We start from the raw sequence: 15,484 nt of genomic DNA, 5'->3' as shown, positions 1-15,484 counted from the left end.
TATTCTGGTGCTTTTTTATATTCTTTTCCTATTCGCCAAGTACACGCCCAGAATTATAATTCCAGCTGCCATTACCTGCAAAGAAGTAAAAGACTCTCCATCAGCTATCCCCCATATAGATGCTACTACAGGAATCATATAGGTCACCGAAGAAGCAAAAACAGGACTACTTATCTGTACCAATTTATTAAACAAGACCTTAGCTACTCCCGTCCCTACTACCGAAAGCACCAAAAGGTACCCTATACTGGTATACACTCTGGTATCTTCAATAACAGAAACAGTAAAAAAGTCAGAAAAGAGCAATACTAAACAGGATGGAATAATCAACAGAACAAAACTTCCACTCGCAATAGCTAAAGGAGAAATCTGGCTTAGATGTTTCTTTATGATATTAACATTGATAGCATAACAACAAGAAGCAATCAATACCAATCCCGCATACCAATAGTTTTGATGAGGATTGACAGCTGCCCCTTCCCAAATAAGCATCATACTCCCTAATAAACCAACAAACACCCCTATTACCTGATTACTATGAAACCGAAAAGAAAAAACCAAAATTCCAAGCAACAATGTCAACAATGGAGTAGTTGAGTTCAAAACGGAAGCAATTGCACTATCAATTTCCGTTTCAGCAAAAGCAAAAAGAAAAGCAGGAATAAATGTTCCTAGCAAAGCTGATAAAAACACCCACTTCCATAATTCTCTACGAATCGTTTTTATCGTTCTAAATCCTATTAGCAGTAAAAAAAATGCAGCAAACAATGTCCTAAGAGCCCCCAGTTGAAAAGGACTCAAGCCAATCAATGCCTTTTTTATCAATATAAATGAGCTTCCCCAGACTATTGATAAAACAATGAGATATAGCCATTTTTTTTTGGAGTATTCCATGCTGATAAAAGTAAATTAAAAAAATTGATAGCTCTTTTGGGGTAAAGCACATTCTATTTTGCTACAGATATTCACACATTAAAAGTATCACAAAACCCTGCTATGAACAACACTTTATTCATTCCAGCGTATGGTTTCGACCAGCTTTCTCATGTCTCCTTTCATATAATTAGCTGCTGGCAAAATCGAATCGTAATTAGGTCTGGCTTTAAAATAAACAGATCCGCTTATAAAATGATGTACACTATCTGTAGCATAAAACTGAGATTGAGATGCCGCATCTCCTCTTACTTCATAAAACATCCCATAAACCTTATTCTTTCTGTCATCATACGGCTCCTGTAATATTTCGTCTGCCTTTACCACATGCTCCTGTGTTAGGTTTTGCGCATCTCTCAACAAAGAATCCAGGTTATTATTAACTTTAAAATACGAGATATACATAGTCGCCTTTAATGTAGGGTATTCTATATTATACCAACAACTTCCTTGCTTCCCCATAGGTTTTACTATCGCCTGTTTATTAACCTCAAAAGAGTATCCGCAATAAGACAATAAGTCAATATAAGAGGGCTTTGGATAAGATAGTTTAAGCATTGCTTTGGGCTTAGGCAGCGTTTCTTTCCCACACGCTCCTAAAAGCAATATAACTGCAAAAATAAAAATGCTATATATCCTTCTTTGTTTCATGTATGGTTACTTTTACTCTTTTTATTCGTTTTTTATCCAGAGATTCTACTGTAAAATCGTAATGCTCCATTGATAAGATTTCTCCTTTAGCAGGAAAGCTTCCTGATATTTCTAATAAAAAACCGGCAATCGTTTCTGCATCTCCTTTATTCTCCTCAAACAAGCTTATATCCCCATCCAGTTTTAATACCTTATAAAAATCTTTTAAAGCAGTCCTACCTTCAAAAAGAAAATTACGATCATCCAATTTAGAATAAATCAGATCTTCATCATCAAATTCATCACTAATATCTCCTACGATTTCCTCTATAATATCTTCTAATGATATCAGACCACTAGTTCCTCCATATTCATCCACTACAATTGCCAGGTGATTTTTTTTATTTTTAAAATCACTCAACAAATCATCTAATTTTTTATTCTCAGGAACAAAGTACGGATCTCTTAACAGCTTATTCCAGTCCAGCTTTTTATCATTGATATACGGCAACAGATCCTTTACATACAATATTCCAATAATCTTATCAATACTATCTTCATATACTGGTATCCGCGAGTATCCATTCTTTATAATTTCTGGAATGATGGTTTCATACGGAGCTGTTTTATTGATAGCAAACACATCAATACGGGGTCGCATCACTTGTTTTGTATCCGTATTCCCAAAGGATACAATTCCTTCCAGAATTTTTTTCTCCTCTGTTGTTGTATCATTATCAGACGTCAACTCTAACGCCTGAGATAATTGTCCTACGCTAATATTAGATTTTTGCTTTCCTATTTGATTGTGAATTCCTATCGTAACTCGCTGCATAGGAATACTCAAAGGAGAAATACACCAATCCAAAATCTGCAACGGCTTAGCCATCAAATATGAAAATTGCACTCTATTTCTACTAGCGTACACTTTGGGCAGAATCTCCCCAAACAAGAGAATTAAAAATGTAGCCAGGATTACTTCTATCACAAAGCGAAGGTCCAGCCACCCTCTCCAGACAATTGCCATATCCTGAAGATATATTTTCCCCAACGCATCCAAAAGTAAGACAATTGCGATATTGATAAAATTATTTGCTACCAAGATCGTAGCTAACAGCTTCTTAGGCTTACTCAATAACTTAGAAATTACCTTTTGTTTTTCAGAGATTTCTTCTTCCTCTCTAAGATCCGCAGGTGTTAATGAAAATAAGGCTACCTCACTACCAGAAATCAAGGCAGAACAAATGAGCAGTGCTAGCAATAGTATTATATAAATAGCCTGAGCAATATCTATCGTAAGAAATTGTATAAATAAGGGTTCAGGGTCAGGGTCCAAATTCCGTAGGTTTAATTAAACATCGATTTAGAATGGCAAATCATCATCTTCCGCATTTGTATTTTCTACAGAAGAAGTTGAGGGGTTTTCTGTTGCCGCAGGTTGCTGAGGCTGCATCCCGGGCATTGATCCTCCTGGTTGCCCACTCTCGTTTTTAGGCGTTAAAAATGTAAAATCAGTACATTGTATTTCTGTACTATACCGATCTTTTCCTTGTTCATCTTGCCATTTCCTCGTTTTGAGTCGCCCTTCAATATAAATTTTATCCCCTTTCTTCAGGTATTTTTCACATATCTCTGCCGCTTTATTTCTCACGACAATATTATGCCATTCAGTAGAAACCACTCGTTCTCCTGTACTCTTATTCACATAAGAGTCATTTGTAGCCAGCGGGAAGCGTCCAATACAATTACCTCCTTCAAAATAATGCATCTTCACCTCATCTCCTGTATGCCCAATCAGCATTACTTTATTCAATGTTCCAGACATCTTTTTATATTATTAGGGTTCTTTTAAAACGACAAAAAAAAGAAAACGGTATCTTTTTTCCTCAATTTTTTTCACAAAAAACTTCCATTTTCCGTGATTCATCACCTATTTACTTATATGTAAATGTACTAAAAAAGCCGCACACCTTAAAAAAAGGCTTCTATAAAATTCCCTATCAAAATAGGAACCGGATACCTTTCTACATCAGATAGGCGCACTTTCTGATGAGGTGCACTTAATAATGGCAGACACTGCACTTGCACCACATAAAACCAAGTATACAAATGTTGGTGTGATAATTTATGAATAACCGCCTCCTCTTTATAAAGAGAGAGTTCATATGTCTGCGCTCCCAGTAACTCCGTAAAAACAGAAGCTTTCTTTAATTCTTCATAAGATATAGGCGCTGACGTTTCTACCAAAGGAAATTCATATAATCCTTGCCAAATCCCTTTTCCTGTTCTCTGCTGCAAAATTGTCTCTTCGTTGGTCTGTATTATCAGATATGAGAAATATCGCTTTTTAATTTTTTGTTTTTTAAGTTTCACAGGTAGCTCTCCTACTTTCTTTTCTTTAAGAGCTACACAATCAGAATCTAACACACACTGTGTACAATCAGGACTCTGTGGCTTGCATTGCAATGCTCCAAACTCCATAATTGCCTGATTATAGGTTGCCGGTTCTTTTACCTCTAACAATGCTTTAGCTAATTGTTTAAACTCTTTTACCCCCTGAGTAGTATTAATAGGTGTCGCTACTCCTAAATACCTGGATAGAACTCTGTATACATTCCCATCCACAACAGGCACTGCTTCATCATAGCAAATAGACGCAATGGCACTTGCCGTATAATCTCCTACTCCTTTTAATAACAGTAGAGAAGCATATGAGTCTGGAAATGTCCCCCCTAACTCATCTGCTACGTATTTTGCAGTAGCATGCAGGTTTCTTGCTCTGGAATAATACCCTAAACCCTGCCATAATTTCAATACTTTTTCTTCTGGTGCTGCTGCCAGATCAAATACGGTCGGAAACGCACTTTTAAAAGACAAATAATACGGTAATCCCTGTGCAACCCGGGTTTGTTGCAAAATAATTTCACTCAACCAAATGCTATAAGGGTCTCTGGTTTCCCTCCAAGGCATAGAACGTTTGTTTTCTAAGTACCACAAAATGAGTTTTTTACCAAACTTCATGTTAAAATTTACAATTTTTACAAATTTAATTAGTTAAAGATGATAAATTCATCTTAAGTATTGATATTTTGGATTTTAAATTATTATATTTGCCCCCTCGAAAAATTAAGAAACCCCTAAATTAGTATTATAATGACGAAAGCAGATATTGTTGCAAAAATTTCAGAAAAATTAGGAATTGAGAAAGTAGACGTTCAAGCGACTGTTGAAACATTCATGGAAGAAGTAAAAAATTCTTTAGAAGGAGGAGACAATGTATACCTTAGAGGATTTGGAAGCTTCATCATCAAGACAAGAGCCGAAAAAACCGGACGTAACATCTCTAAAAACACTACTATTAAGATTCCTGCACACAACATCCCTGCATTTAAGCCTGCTAAAGTATTTGTAGAAGGCGTAAAAACTAATGTAGAAGTTAAGTAAGATAATTAATAACCAAAAAAAGAACACACACTATGCCAAGTGGAAAAAAACGTAAAAGACACAAGGTAGCAACGCACAAGCGTAAAAAAAGAAGAAGAGCTAATCGCCACAAGAAAAAGTAGTTTTTTTAACTACTTTTTCCGTTTAAAAAGTTCTTTGACATATGAGATAAAACAATGCATATACCGCTATCCATATGCGGTTTTATCTCAATTTGGAATTACAAAATTCCTGTGAAAAAATTGTTTAATCCATCTGTCTCAACATACTTATTGAGATGGATAAAAATCTAATTGAGAGTGAACAAAGAATTGATCATCAGATCTGGTTCCTCTACAGATTTTGCCTTATTAAAGGATGGAAAACTTATTGAATTACATAAAGAAGAAGAAAATAGCAATTTCTCGGTAGGAGATATTTTTATCGCCAAAATCCGAAAAGCTGTTCCTGGTCTTAATGCTGCATTTGTTAATGTTGGGTATGAAAAAGATGCCTTCTTGCATTATCATGACCTGGGTCCTCAAGTTGCTTCTTTATTAAAATTCATAAAACGTGTAAGCACAGGTAAACTAAAAGATTATTCTCTAAAGGACTATCCTTTTGAGAAAGACATTGACAAACACGGTGTTATCACCGATGTTTTAAAATCAAATCAATCGCTACTGGTACAGATAGTGAAAGAGCCCATATCTACTAAAGGTCCCCGAATTAGTTCGGAATTATCGATCGCTGGAAGATATATTGTTTTAGTTCCTTTTTCCAACCGGGTTTCTATCTCACAAAAGATAGAATCTTCCGAAGAAAAAGATCGCTTAAAACGGTTGGTTAAAAGTATTAAACCAAAAGGGTTTGGAATCATTGTTCGTACGGTAGCAGAAGGCAAAAAAGTAGCAGAACTAGACAAAGATTTACAAAATCTGATTGGTCGTTGGGAAGCCCTGTGTAGGAAGCTATACAAGGCACATCATCCTTCTAAAGTATTGGGAGAAATGAACAGAGCATCCTCAATCCTGAGAGATGTTTTTAACGACTCCTTTACCTCTATTTGTGTAGACGACGAGGTACTGGTAGATCAGGTAAAAGATTACTTACAGGAGATTGCTCCTAAAAAAGAATCAATTGTAAAATTACACAAGTCGAATATTCCTATTTTCGAAAAATACGGGATAGAACGACAGATAAAAACTAGTTTTGGAAAAACGGTATCCATGAATAAAGGTGCGTATCTGGTCATAGAACACACAGAAGCTATGCACGTAATTGATGTGAATAGCGGAAACCGATCAAATAAAGCAAAAAACCAAGAAGACACAGCACTGGAGGTAAATCTGATCAGTGCGAGAGAAGTTGCCCGTCAATTACGCCTGCGTGATATGGGAGGTATCATTGTCATTGATTTTATTGACATGAATGATGCAGAAAACCGCAGAACCCTCTTCAATCAATTACGAGAAGAGATGAAGGACGACCGGGCGAAACACAAGATTTTACCGCCAAGTAAATTTGGCCTAATTCAAATAACGCGACAGCGTGTCAGACCTGAAATGAATATTAAAACCCGTGAGATCAATCCTAACGGAGGAAACAGCGAAGTTGAGGCGCCAATAGTTTTAATAGACAAAATCAAGGTTGACTTAGAAAAATTAATCAGTAAAGGACATAAATCGATAACATTGAGTGCACACCCATTTATCGAAGCCTTTCTGACCAAAGGATTTCCATCCATTCGATCCCAATGGTTTTTAGACCATAAAAAATGGATCAAAATAAAACCTAGAGACGCTTACACGTACTTAGAATATCATTTCCATGATAAAGATGGAACATTGATACAATAATATTTTTTAAAAAACCGGGAGCATCATGCGATGTTTCCGGTTTTTTTATGTCTTTTTCTTATAATACATTTCTTTATAATACCGAACCAGTATTCCATAACAGACCATTTCATAAAATCGCTGCCTAGATCGAAATGCCCTGTTTATCAACATGTGAATATAGCTCGATACCAAAGCATCAAGTGATACCGCTAATACAGCTTCGCTATCTTTTTTTACTAACTGCTTTATCGCCTGGGTCATCCTTTCCTCTTTTATCAGTAGCTGATTCTCCAAAAATAAAGACATCTCTTCACCTACATCTTTTGGTGACATAAATTGCCATAGCACTTTTCGATATTTTTTATATTTAATATCTAACTGCCTTCTTGTTTTCTTATCTGCCGAAAACTCATTTAGATATGCTTCATAATTATAAGTAGTAAATGTCATTTTCCTTTCGAAGGAAAACCCAAAACCATCCAAAAACTTATCCATAATCCATATAATAAATAACGCGTATTCTTCCTGATCCTCTACATACTCCAATACAGAAAGCAACATTTCGCTCTCATAAAAAAAAATGGTTTCTGCTTCTTCTATTGTATTTTCTCCATAACGCTCCAGCTCTCGCTGATAGGTATCCATTTGCACCTTGTAAATTTTATTGTTTTCCACATATGGATTTAACACTAAATACAACTCCCTAATTAGTACTCCATAATACTTCGTATCGGTAACACGATAACGCAATCTAATATGAAATTGCGGATCCGTATACCGAATAAAAAACCATTGATCAATCCACTTGTTCTCTAAAGCCTTACTTACAAAAGGTTTTATTACCTCTAAAAGAATGCTATCTGAACTTCGCTGCCCACAATATAATTTATAATATCCCCATTGATCTCCAGGGATAAACGTACGCTGTACATTTGTTTCTAATGACATTCGTTTTTGCTTTTATCTGATGATTTATAAAAAGAAACAATTAGTTCATGCGCATAACTATCCTTTTCTCTTGCTACCAAAGGCATCGCCACATCACTTAAAAACTCTCGTATAATAATATACTTTCGCTTTTTCACCATTGCCCAAAACATCTGCAATGACTCCAATACCTCTAAATGAATCAATAAAACATTATCCCCTTCTACCAATTGCACCCTGTCTGGCATCTGTTTTGCTATCCGCCATCGGGTTATTTCCTCAACCCAATCTTTCTCATTTGTCGCTTCTAATATCTTTTTTAAATCCGCAATAACAATACGCCATCGAGCTCTGGAAACAATTACGTTTTTATACGTTACTCTAGGCAAAAAAGAGCGTTTTTCTGCTATTTCTCCCCATTGAAATCCTAAATAGTTTTGTTTTTGCTGCCCTTGCATGTCACACAAAAAATGATATATCGGCAAAGCGTGAAGGTTTCCATAATTATGCGCATTAGACAAACAGGGAATCACTTGTTTCTTATTTTTTTTAGAATACAATACTAGTTTTCCTTGTCTAACAGACACCCACAAATCTGATATCGGCAGCTGATATGGAGGTGATACACTTGCCCTTCCCAAGTATGGAATTTCATAGGACCTCAATTGTGCTCTTTGAATAATATTTCCTGTTCTAGCTTCTGGGAGGTGTACTATTTCTGCCAAAATACACTCCTCTTCCATCATTTGTTCCTGTGCTGAAATTGTTGTGGCAAATGCCTGCATCTCCTCATCAGTTGAAGAGAAACGACCAAATAAACGAGTAGCTCCCCCACTCACCCCTTTGCATACCAACCGTTGTTTTCCTTCTACAGTTATAAGTTGCACCATCGCAGATAATGTATCTGGTAGTTGCTGCCAATCAACTTCTCTTTCTATTGGAAGTTCGTCTATCGACATACTATAACTCCCATTAGCTTTCTCTAACTCCCGCAACCACCATTCTTCTTGATCTGTCCACTGATAAACAGTCTCTTGTTTTACGCCCGGAACACTTATTCCATCAAGAAAAGGAGTATCATCCACAGCTACCGATCCATAACCTATTCCTGTCTCAGTATCCAATGCTATCGTCAAAGGAACTTCTTTGGTTTCATACCTTTCTACAAAACTATCTTTAAATCGTTCTAATGCCGTTTTTTTTGTTTTAGCTGTAATTGCATAAAAAACAGGAATCATACGCTGTAACACGTATCCTATTCGCTTAGACACCTTGTTTTTTTCTAATACGGGAAACAAATCTGTTTGAAAAAGATAAGATACTTCCTTATGCAATGGAATCAATTCTCTAATCTCTTTTGTTAGTTGCAGGTAATCTTCAATCGAATTTCCTAGTTTCCTATCCAATATAGCAAGCTTTTCTTTCCACTTATTTATTTTTTCTTTCCAAAGTGTAGTACCAGGTACTAACTGCAACGTTTTTTGCAATTGAGACATAAAATCTGCCCCGGTTACTGTAGGTTCTAATTCGCTAACCAAAATCTGATAATGAATTAATTCCTCTACAAAAGCAGTCGCCTCTTCAATCGTTATATCTCGATCTGTAATCTCTGATGCTAATGTAATAATCGAAGCTCCTTCTTCAGCCTTATTCAATATTTTATCCAGATAAGTGCGCTGCATCACTGCTTCTAAACTATACCTTCTCCTATAGTTTTCATCATACGTATATTCCATATAACGATACTGATCCCCGATACGGTATATACTGTTATTAGGATACCACTTCAATTGTTTGCGAATAACAACATCCTTAGCTAATTCTTGCCCCAAAGCAACCAACACATTCATATCCAATCGCGTAGACCTCTTATATTTTTCATAAGACACAGGAACTACCTCCTCTTCTTCTTGATCGAAGGTTCCCAAAATACAGCCGGCAAATAACCCGAAAGGGGTACATCGGCTACTCATCCGAGAAAGATATTTTATAAAGGTATGCTCCAAACGTCGTGCTTTTTCATCAGAAATCTGATTTCCTAAGACCAACCATTGTTCTAGCTCTTTATACACTACAGGAGATGAAAGATATATTGCCTCTTTGACCACTGCCTGTTTCCATATCAACTGATAATCTTTTTTGGAAGATACCCCTTTTATCCATCTCTCATATTGGGTAAGTGGGAGCATAGGGATCCGAATTCCCAGGGTATTAAAAAAAGTATATGGATTATTCAATTTTGCCACTAATTCAGGTTTTGTTTTTTAACAAAAATGCCAACATTTTTTCTAACAAACTCTTTCATTTATTTACAAAAAACAAAAAACTTAACAATTAGAAGGAAACTACCTAAAAAAACAAGGTAATTATTTAATTAAGGATAATAAAAAGCTTTCTGATATCTCATTTTTTCCTAAAGCAACCCCTCCCTGTAAACCAATAAAAAACAATTATTTACACTCATTATTTATAGTCCCGACAAGCTTTTCTGAAAAATCTACTGAAACTACTGCTTTTTTAGATCAAAAAAATAAGATTTCCTTGTTAGCTTCTCTAATTTTGATATGTGTTCATTATCTATCAAGATAACGCAAATCAATTAACACTTATATGGGAACGGGAACTACCATTTCCAGAAAGTAACGCTTCATATTATGAAGCAACCAGTTAAGAAAAAGGGAGGAACACCACTGCTTGCAGTGGTGCTTCTTAACTGGTAAAGAGCATCCATACGACACTTATTCAGCCTTAGAAGCTACTTTTTTTTCTGCCATTAACAAAGCACGATACGCATTAGCAATTGACCCTGATTTTGATAAGCTCGAAAAAGGCATTTTTTCATTTTTTTCAGCCCCGGGTACAGCCACTGGAAACGTGTATCTCACCCCGGATTTCAAAATAATTTCTTTTATCTCACCAACCTCTAGTGTCGGATAATATTGGTAGAGCAATGCCGCAATGCCACTAACTAATGCTGATGATAAAGAGGTTCCTCTATCCTTTCTATAAGAAGCTTCTGGCACCGTCGTTCTTATCTGATCTCCCGGGGCAAATATATCTACATAGCGATTTCCATAACTGGAAAAGCTCGCTGCCAATTTACTATTAATCAAATAAGAGGATGCTCCAACCATAATAACATTATCTACTACCTCTTCTTTTTCCTTTGTCCCATAATCATTCGGGTAATAACGATTGGTATTTTCATTAAGGTTCGTTGCTGTATTACCAGCAGATGTCACTACTAAAACTCCTTTTTTTTCTGCATACTCCAAGGCTTCGTCAACCCATTCTGGATGCAAAGAAAAAGCCTTCCCAAAGCTCATATTGATTACTTTAGCTCCCTGGTCAACAGCATATCGTATTGCCAAGGCTATATCTTTGTCATGCGGGTCTCCATTTGCAGATACACATATTGGCATAACCAAAATCCGATCTGAAATTCCTTTAAAATTATCAATAGCACTATTCCTGGAAACTCCTAGCATTCCAGCAACTAACGTCCCGTGTTTCATCTCTGACGCATGTGCTGCTATATTGTGATGCCCATAATTGATATAGTTCTTATTCTCAGGAAATGAATCCACTTCTTTTTTAACATCCCTTTCTATATTTAATAATATAGCTATCCGTTGGTCTGCTTTCTTCTTATAAGACACCACCCACTCTTCTGATAAACTGTTCTTTATACAATCATTCCATAATAAAAGCTGGTATTGCAATGAATCATTATCAGAATGGCGTTGCTTTAGACTATCAATTCTATCAACCTCCATAACAACTTCTCCAAAATAATGCTCTATGGATCTCTTAGCTTTAAAATAATCTTTATATAGTACAGTTGCATTTTTACGAATTTCAACCGCTTCAGCCATTCTATTTGAATGCTTTTCTTTAGCTTTCAGGTATTCTTGTCTTTGAGCAGAATCTCCATTTTTTTCTCCTTCAGAAAAGATCAAGTTATCCCTAAAAAGTATTCTGGCGTACTCCTGCTGAACAAATTGCATTCCTGTTCCATCTTTTTTTCCTAAGAAGTTCCAACCGTGCAGATCATCTATATAACCATTTTGATCATCATCGATTCCATTATTAGGAATTTCTTTAGTATTTACCCATATCTGCTCTTTCAAAGCAGGATGCGCTATATATACCGGCATGTCAATCACTGCAACAATAACCGTATCCCCTCCGGTCATTGACAATTTTTTATATGCTTTATCCAAGCTGATACCTGGAAGACTATCCGCTATTATATCTTTATAATACCATTGCGGTATGTTTTTAATATCTTTTATACTGGTAAGTGTATCTTTCACAACAGACACAGGAAGTGTCGTTTTCTTTAATTGTTGTGCATTTATATTCCAAAAAACGATATAACAAAGGAGGATTATACCGCTAAACCATTTTTTTTTATTCATACTTAACGTTGGATTACCCACATTTAGAAAAAAAAGAGGGAAATCCTCTTTAATACCATAATTTGTAACCTTCCCCCTAAAAAACATTCTTTTTTAGCGGTTTTTACATTACAATTGGTATAAATATAAAACTTCGCACATAAAAAATCCCCTATTTTACTCGTTAACTAAGTAAAAAAGGGGACCACTAACTAGCTTTACCTTACGTGGTTTTCTTGTTGTACCACGATAGCAGATGTAGCAATGCATCTAGGTTTATCAGGATCAACCGTATCTCCTCCCCCGTCACCTACGCCATTTCTACCTCCCCCTCTAACGTAAGACGATTCTATTTTTGATACTTTAAATTTTTCTAATGTTAGTTTTTCTTTTTGATTTTTTTTCATGTTTGCGTGTCTTAGTGATATTGTAAAAGTATTATCTATTGAGGAAAAAACAGCTGTTTTCACCCCTTGCACTTCTCTTGATTCATAAATAAAGACTCATAAATCACATAAAGTCAATATTTTAAAAATCATGAAGATTCCATTTTGCTCAGTTGTTTTATAAAATAAGACGGATACATTCCGTTCTTTTTCAAGAAAAATTTAGAAAAAGTTTCTGCACTTTTAAATCCTACTTCACCTGCAATTGCTTTAATTGTATATTTTCTAAAAGAAGGATCTTCTTTTAATTTTTCCAAAGCATACTCTATTCTAAGATCATTGAGATATGTCGGAAAATTTTTATCTCTGTAAAAATTAATTGTTTTGGACAGATAACTAGAATTCGTTTTGAATAATTTGGAAAGAGAAGACAGTGTAATGTTTTTATCCAGGAATCCTTTTTTTTGCTCGAATTCTTCAAGGCATTTCAAAATATGTTCTGCAATTTCCTGTGGCACTTCTAAAGTTACCTTATCAGATGGTGGCACGATAACCTCAACTTGTTTTGTATCCTCTTTGAGGATCTGATTAAATTTTTTCTTAAGCATCCGTTGTCGTTGATAAAAATAACCAAGTATTAAAACAAACAATAGAAATAAAGCGCCAACTATATAATTAAGATTTATCTTATCGCTCTCCAACTTTGTAATCAACTCCTCTTTTTCTGCTATCATTTTAGGGATATCAAACTTTTCAATAATCTTCTTACTCAAATAAATTTGATTACTATTCAATGCTTTGTCTAATGCAATCAATTTCTCCAGGTATACTAATTGCTGTTCTTGATCTCCCTGATCTCTATAATATGATGTTAGATAGTTATACGCTTCTCTACTTTCCGGAATTAAGTCTTTGGTTTTCTGAAATATCGTATCTACTTTTTTATAGTATACAATCGCCTGCTCCTTATTCCCTATTTGATCTTGAATTTTTCCCAGATAGTAATAGGCTTCCCCTATATCACTTTGTTTGTTTTCTTTTTCGAAATACTTCAGAGTCTCAGATATTTTCTCTCGAGCCACTGTATATTGCCGATCCCAATAATTAATAATCCCTTCATTCAGCAAAAAATGCTGTACTAACTCTTCGTTCTTTATTTCTCGGGCACTTTGCAATCCTAAGTCATTATAGTAATATGCCGAATCTAATTTCTTTAGGTTTTTATATGAAAAAGCAAGTCCAAAGGTGGAAAGTATCATTGATTGCTTCCCTATCTTTTTCTTGTGTTTTTCTGCAAATACTGCATTGTGTTTATGGATAGATATTGCTTCTTCATATTCCCCCAAACGATCTTTTAACACCCCAATTTTATAATTACATTTATAGGCTACCTCTACATTGAAGAAACGGCTAGCATAGGTATTTCCCATAATAAAATTGTCCAGGGCTTTTTTAAAGTTCCCTTGCTTATCGTATTCTATTCCTTTTACCAAATAAGCCACCGCAGGATATTGAGAATCTGGTTTTTCTTTTGTGTAGTGTATAATACTATCTGCATACTGGATTGCTTTCTCTCCTTTATATGCCAATGTATACAATTGAAAACCTCCAAGGATATACAAGGTATCTTTTTCTTTTCTCGCTTTCTCAATAAAAGCTGCTACATATTGTTCTTTGATAGCTAAAGATGTTGCCCGACTGAAGCCGGCTCCTAAATCAATATAACTTTTATCTATCAATGATGATGTATCCATATCTGCCTTTTCTTGCAGATGCCCTTTGCTCATAATACCAATACTCAACAAAAGAATAATTACAGTTGTTGTTCTCATACCCCTTTAGAAAATTATAATGTGTGAATTACAGTTTTATTGATTTTCACGGATCAAGATAGGGTATAATTTTAGGACAAAAAAAATATAACCGTCGAATGTAGAGTCAAATACCGTATTTATTATCATACACCCTCTTCAAATATGGATCGTTATTCATAAATCGAACACTCTTAATTCTTAAATACAGACTAACTCCCCTTGCAATCACCTTGTTCCTACTGCTATATTTAGATTGATCAAAATTGTTACGTGACAAAAAAGGAAGTCGCCGAAAATCCTAAAAAGAGTAGGCATCTAAATCAAAATAAAATCACAAATTATGAAAAAAGTAGTTTTTTCTGGGCTTTTAATGGCTGGTGTATTTTCACTGTGTTCTTTTACTTCTTTGACAGAAGAAAATAACGCATTATCTATCGAAGAAGGTGTTGTTTCTGTTGAAGAAGAAGGAACAAGATACTTCACTGAGTCTAATCATACTTTTCCTGACAAATTTGTTCGTTCTAGAAAGACATGGACAAACATCACTGATTCTTCTAATGAGCGAATCTTAAACAACTATTAATCATGAGAAAGACAGTTATCGCAGCAACAGCTTGTTTAGCTACATTGACATTGTTCTCTTTTAAGACGATTGAGAACAATACCGCTTCTGTAGAATTAGTAAAGATCAATACTGCACAAGAAGCTGAGGCTGCTGGTGTAATCAGTTTTACAGAATCGTATAAAGTGCACTCTGATAAATTTAGCGCATACCGCAAAAAATGGATCAGAGAAATTGCAGCCGAAGGGGAGCAAATATTAAACAATTATTAATCTTATAGCATTAAAAATCATGAAAAAAATCATTTTAACATTAGGTGTATTCGTAGTTACTCTTTCTTTATTCTCTTTCTCTACTATAGGGAATACTTCTGAGACTATTTCTATCGACAACTTAAACGAAGACGTTTCTGAAAGAGCTATCGCAGCTGCTGAGTTCGTACAAGATGAGAAAACATTCCCAGATAAGTTTGTATCTAGAAGAAAAACCTGGACAAAAGAAATCCAGAGTTCTTCTGAGGTTTTGAACAACTATTAATCTGATTAACTACAGAAAGGTGGCAATATTC

General features: G+C 35.2%; 15 protein-coding genes. 5 read left to right on the top strand and 10 right to left on the bottom strand.

Annotated elements, in window-relative coordinates; genetic code table 11:
• Window positions 1–15: 15 nt before the first annotated feature.
• The 5 genes from ACFSTE_RS01090 to mutY all read right to left on the bottom strand — a co-directional run bounded on the left by ACFSTE_RS01090 (window position 16) and on the right by mutY (window position 4,584).
• Entirely contained in the window at window positions 16–894 is an 879-nt protein-coding gene (locus tag ACFSTE_RS01090) for a DMT family transporter (protein WP_176027980.1), read from the bottom strand.
• A 114-nt stretch (window positions 895–1,008) separates the two neighbouring features.
• Window positions 1,009–1,584, bottom strand: coding sequence for a gliding motility lipoprotein GldD (gene gldD, locus ACFSTE_RS01085; protein ID WP_176027981.1), 576 nt, complete (start codon window positions 1,582–1,584; stop codon window positions 1,009–1,011).
• On the bottom strand, window positions 1,562–2,899 hold the full coding sequence (gldE, locus tag ACFSTE_RS01080; protein WP_176027982.1) for a gliding motility-associated protein GldE: 1,338 nt from the start codon (window positions 2,897–2,899) through the stop codon (window positions 1,562–1,564). Before gldE ends, gldD begins: the two co-directional genes overlap by 23 nt.
• 27 nt (window positions 2,900–2,926) lie before the next feature.
• The gene (locus ACFSTE_RS01075; protein WP_176027983.1) at window positions 2,927–3,388 is read right to left on the bottom strand and encodes a single-stranded DNA-binding protein; all 462 of its coding nucleotides are present in this window, start codon (window positions 3,386–3,388) and stop codon (window positions 2,927–2,929) included.
• Between the two features lie 146 nt (window positions 3,389–3,534).
• Window positions 3,535–4,584: an A/G-specific adenine glycosylase gene (mutY, locus tag ACFSTE_RS01070; RefSeq protein WP_378258018.1), complete on the bottom strand. Its 1,050-nt coding sequence runs from the start codon at window positions 4,582–4,584 to the stop codon at window positions 3,535–3,537.
• A gap of 132 nt (window positions 4,585–4,716) precedes the next feature.
• Here mutY and ACFSTE_RS01065 point away from each other — a divergent pair, with 132 nt between their 5' ends.
• Window positions 4,717–5,007 (top strand): HU family DNA-binding protein, encoded by a 291-nt coding sequence (locus tag ACFSTE_RS01065; RefSeq protein ID WP_176027985.1) that lies wholly within the window; start codon window positions 4,717–4,719, stop codon window positions 5,005–5,007.
• A gap of 299 nt (window positions 5,008–5,306) precedes the next feature.
• Window positions 5,307–6,845 carry an Rne/Rng family ribonuclease gene (locus tag ACFSTE_RS01060; protein WP_176027986.1) on the top strand — a complete coding sequence of 513 codons (1,539 nt, stop codon included), beginning with the start codon at window positions 5,307–5,309 and terminating at the stop codon, window positions 6,843–6,845.
• A 45-nt stretch (window positions 6,846–6,890) separates the two neighbouring features.
• Here ACFSTE_RS01060 and ACFSTE_RS01055 read toward each other — a convergent pair whose 3' ends face one another.
• From ACFSTE_RS01055 to ACFSTE_RS01035, 5 genes are all read right to left on the bottom strand, one after another.
• Window positions 6,891–7,775, bottom strand: coding sequence for a thiopeptide-type bacteriocin biosynthesis protein (locus ACFSTE_RS01055; protein ID WP_176027987.1), 885 nt, complete (start codon window positions 7,773–7,775; stop codon window positions 6,891–6,893).
• Window positions 7,766–10,000, bottom strand: a complete 2,235-nt coding sequence (locus ACFSTE_RS01050; protein WP_378258015.1) for a lantibiotic dehydratase family protein — start codon at window positions 9,998–10,000, stop codon at window positions 7,766–7,768. The genes ACFSTE_RS01055 and ACFSTE_RS01050 overlap by 10 nt, the downstream gene beginning before the upstream one ends.
• A 492-nt stretch (window positions 10,001–10,492) precedes the next feature.
• Window positions 10,493–12,175: a S8 family serine peptidase gene (locus ACFSTE_RS01045; RefSeq protein WP_378258013.1), complete on the bottom strand. Its 1,683-nt coding sequence runs from the start codon at window positions 12,173–12,175 to the stop codon at window positions 10,493–10,495.
• Between the two features lie 197 nt (window positions 12,176–12,372).
• Window positions 12,373–12,561, bottom strand: coding sequence for a hypothetical protein (locus ACFSTE_RS01040; RefSeq protein ID WP_378258011.1), 189 nt, complete (start codon window positions 12,559–12,561; stop codon window positions 12,373–12,375).
• Window positions 12,562–12,689: 128 nt separating this feature from the next.
• Window positions 12,690–14,372: a helix-turn-helix domain-containing protein gene (locus ACFSTE_RS01035; RefSeq protein WP_378258010.1), complete on the bottom strand. Its 1,683-nt coding sequence runs from the start codon at window positions 14,370–14,372 to the stop codon at window positions 12,690–12,692.
• Window positions 14,373–14,694: 322 nt separating this feature from the next.
• Here ACFSTE_RS01035 and ACFSTE_RS01030 point away from each other — a divergent pair, with 322 nt between their 5' ends.
• From ACFSTE_RS01030 to ACFSTE_RS01020, 3 genes are read left to right on the top strand one after another with little or no spacing between them, the layout of a single operon-like run.
• Window positions 14,695–14,937: a hypothetical protein gene (locus ACFSTE_RS01030; protein WP_378258008.1), complete on the top strand. Its 243-nt coding sequence runs from the start codon at window positions 14,695–14,697 to the stop codon at window positions 14,935–14,937.
• A 2-nt stretch (window positions 14,938–14,939) separates the two neighbouring features.
• Window positions 14,940–15,188, top strand: coding sequence for a hypothetical protein (locus ACFSTE_RS01025; RefSeq protein WP_378258006.1), 249 nt, complete (start codon window positions 14,940–14,942; stop codon window positions 15,186–15,188).
• Window positions 15,189–15,207: 19 nt separating this feature from the next.
• On the top strand, window positions 15,208–15,453 hold the full coding sequence (locus ACFSTE_RS01020) for a hypothetical protein (protein WP_378258004.1): 246 nt from the start codon (window positions 15,208–15,210) through the stop codon (window positions 15,451–15,453).
• Window positions 15,454–15,484 lie beyond the last annotated feature (31 nt).

Source organism: Aquimarina hainanensis (assembly GCF_042684685.1).
In the GTDB taxonomy this organism is placed as follows: Bacteria; Bacteroidota; Bacteroidia; order Flavobacteriales; family Flavobacteriaceae; genus Aquimarina; species Aquimarina hainanensis.
The sequence above is the reverse complement of the archived record's forward strand: the minus strand, read 5'-3'. Positions and strand labels throughout refer to the sequence as shown.

Bases quoted from the DNA above. Each gene is read 5' to 3' on its own strand.
- ACFSTE_RS01035 (WP_378258010.1), bottom strand. From the start codon at position 14,372: ATGAGAACAACAACTGTAATTATTCTTTTGTTGAGTATTGGTATTATG.
- mutY (WP_378258018.1), bottom strand. From the start codon at position 4,584: ATGAAGTTTGGTAAAAAACTCATTTTGTGGTACTTAGAAAACAAACGT.
- gldD (WP_176027981.1), bottom strand. From the start codon at position 1,584: ATGAAACAAAGAAGGATATATAGCATTTTTATTTTTGCAGTTATATTG.
- ACFSTE_RS01025 (WP_378258006.1), top strand. From the start codon at position 14,940: ATGAGAAAGACAGTTATCGCAGCAACAGCTTGTTTAGCTACATTGACA.
- ACFSTE_RS01075 (WP_176027983.1), bottom strand. From the start codon at position 3,388: ATGTCTGGAACATTGAATAAAGTAATGCTGATTGGGCATACAGGAGAT.
- ACFSTE_RS01065 (WP_176027985.1), top strand. From the start codon at position 4,717: ATGACGAAAGCAGATATTGTTGCAAAAATTTCAGAAAAATTAGGAATT.
- ACFSTE_RS01055 (WP_176027987.1), bottom strand. From the start codon at position 7,775: ATGTCATTAGAAACAAATGTACAGCGTACGTTTATCCCTGGAGATCAA.
- ACFSTE_RS01040 (WP_378258011.1), bottom strand. From the start codon at position 12,561: ATGAAAAAAAATCAAAAAGAAAAACTAACATTAGAAAAATTTAAAGTA.
- ACFSTE_RS01045 (WP_378258013.1), bottom strand. From the start codon at position 12,175: ATGAATAAAAAAAAATGGTTTAGCGGTATAATCCTCCTTTGTTATATC.
- ACFSTE_RS01020 (WP_378258004.1), top strand. From the start codon at position 15,208: ATGAAAAAAATCATTTTAACATTAGGTGTATTCGTAGTTACTCTTTCT.
- ACFSTE_RS01090 (WP_176027980.1), bottom strand. From the start codon at position 894: ATGGAATACTCCAAAAAAAAATGGCTATATCTCATTGTTTTATCAATA.
- ACFSTE_RS01030 (WP_378258008.1), top strand. From the start codon at position 14,695: ATGAAAAAAGTAGTTTTTTCTGGGCTTTTAATGGCTGGTGTATTTTCA.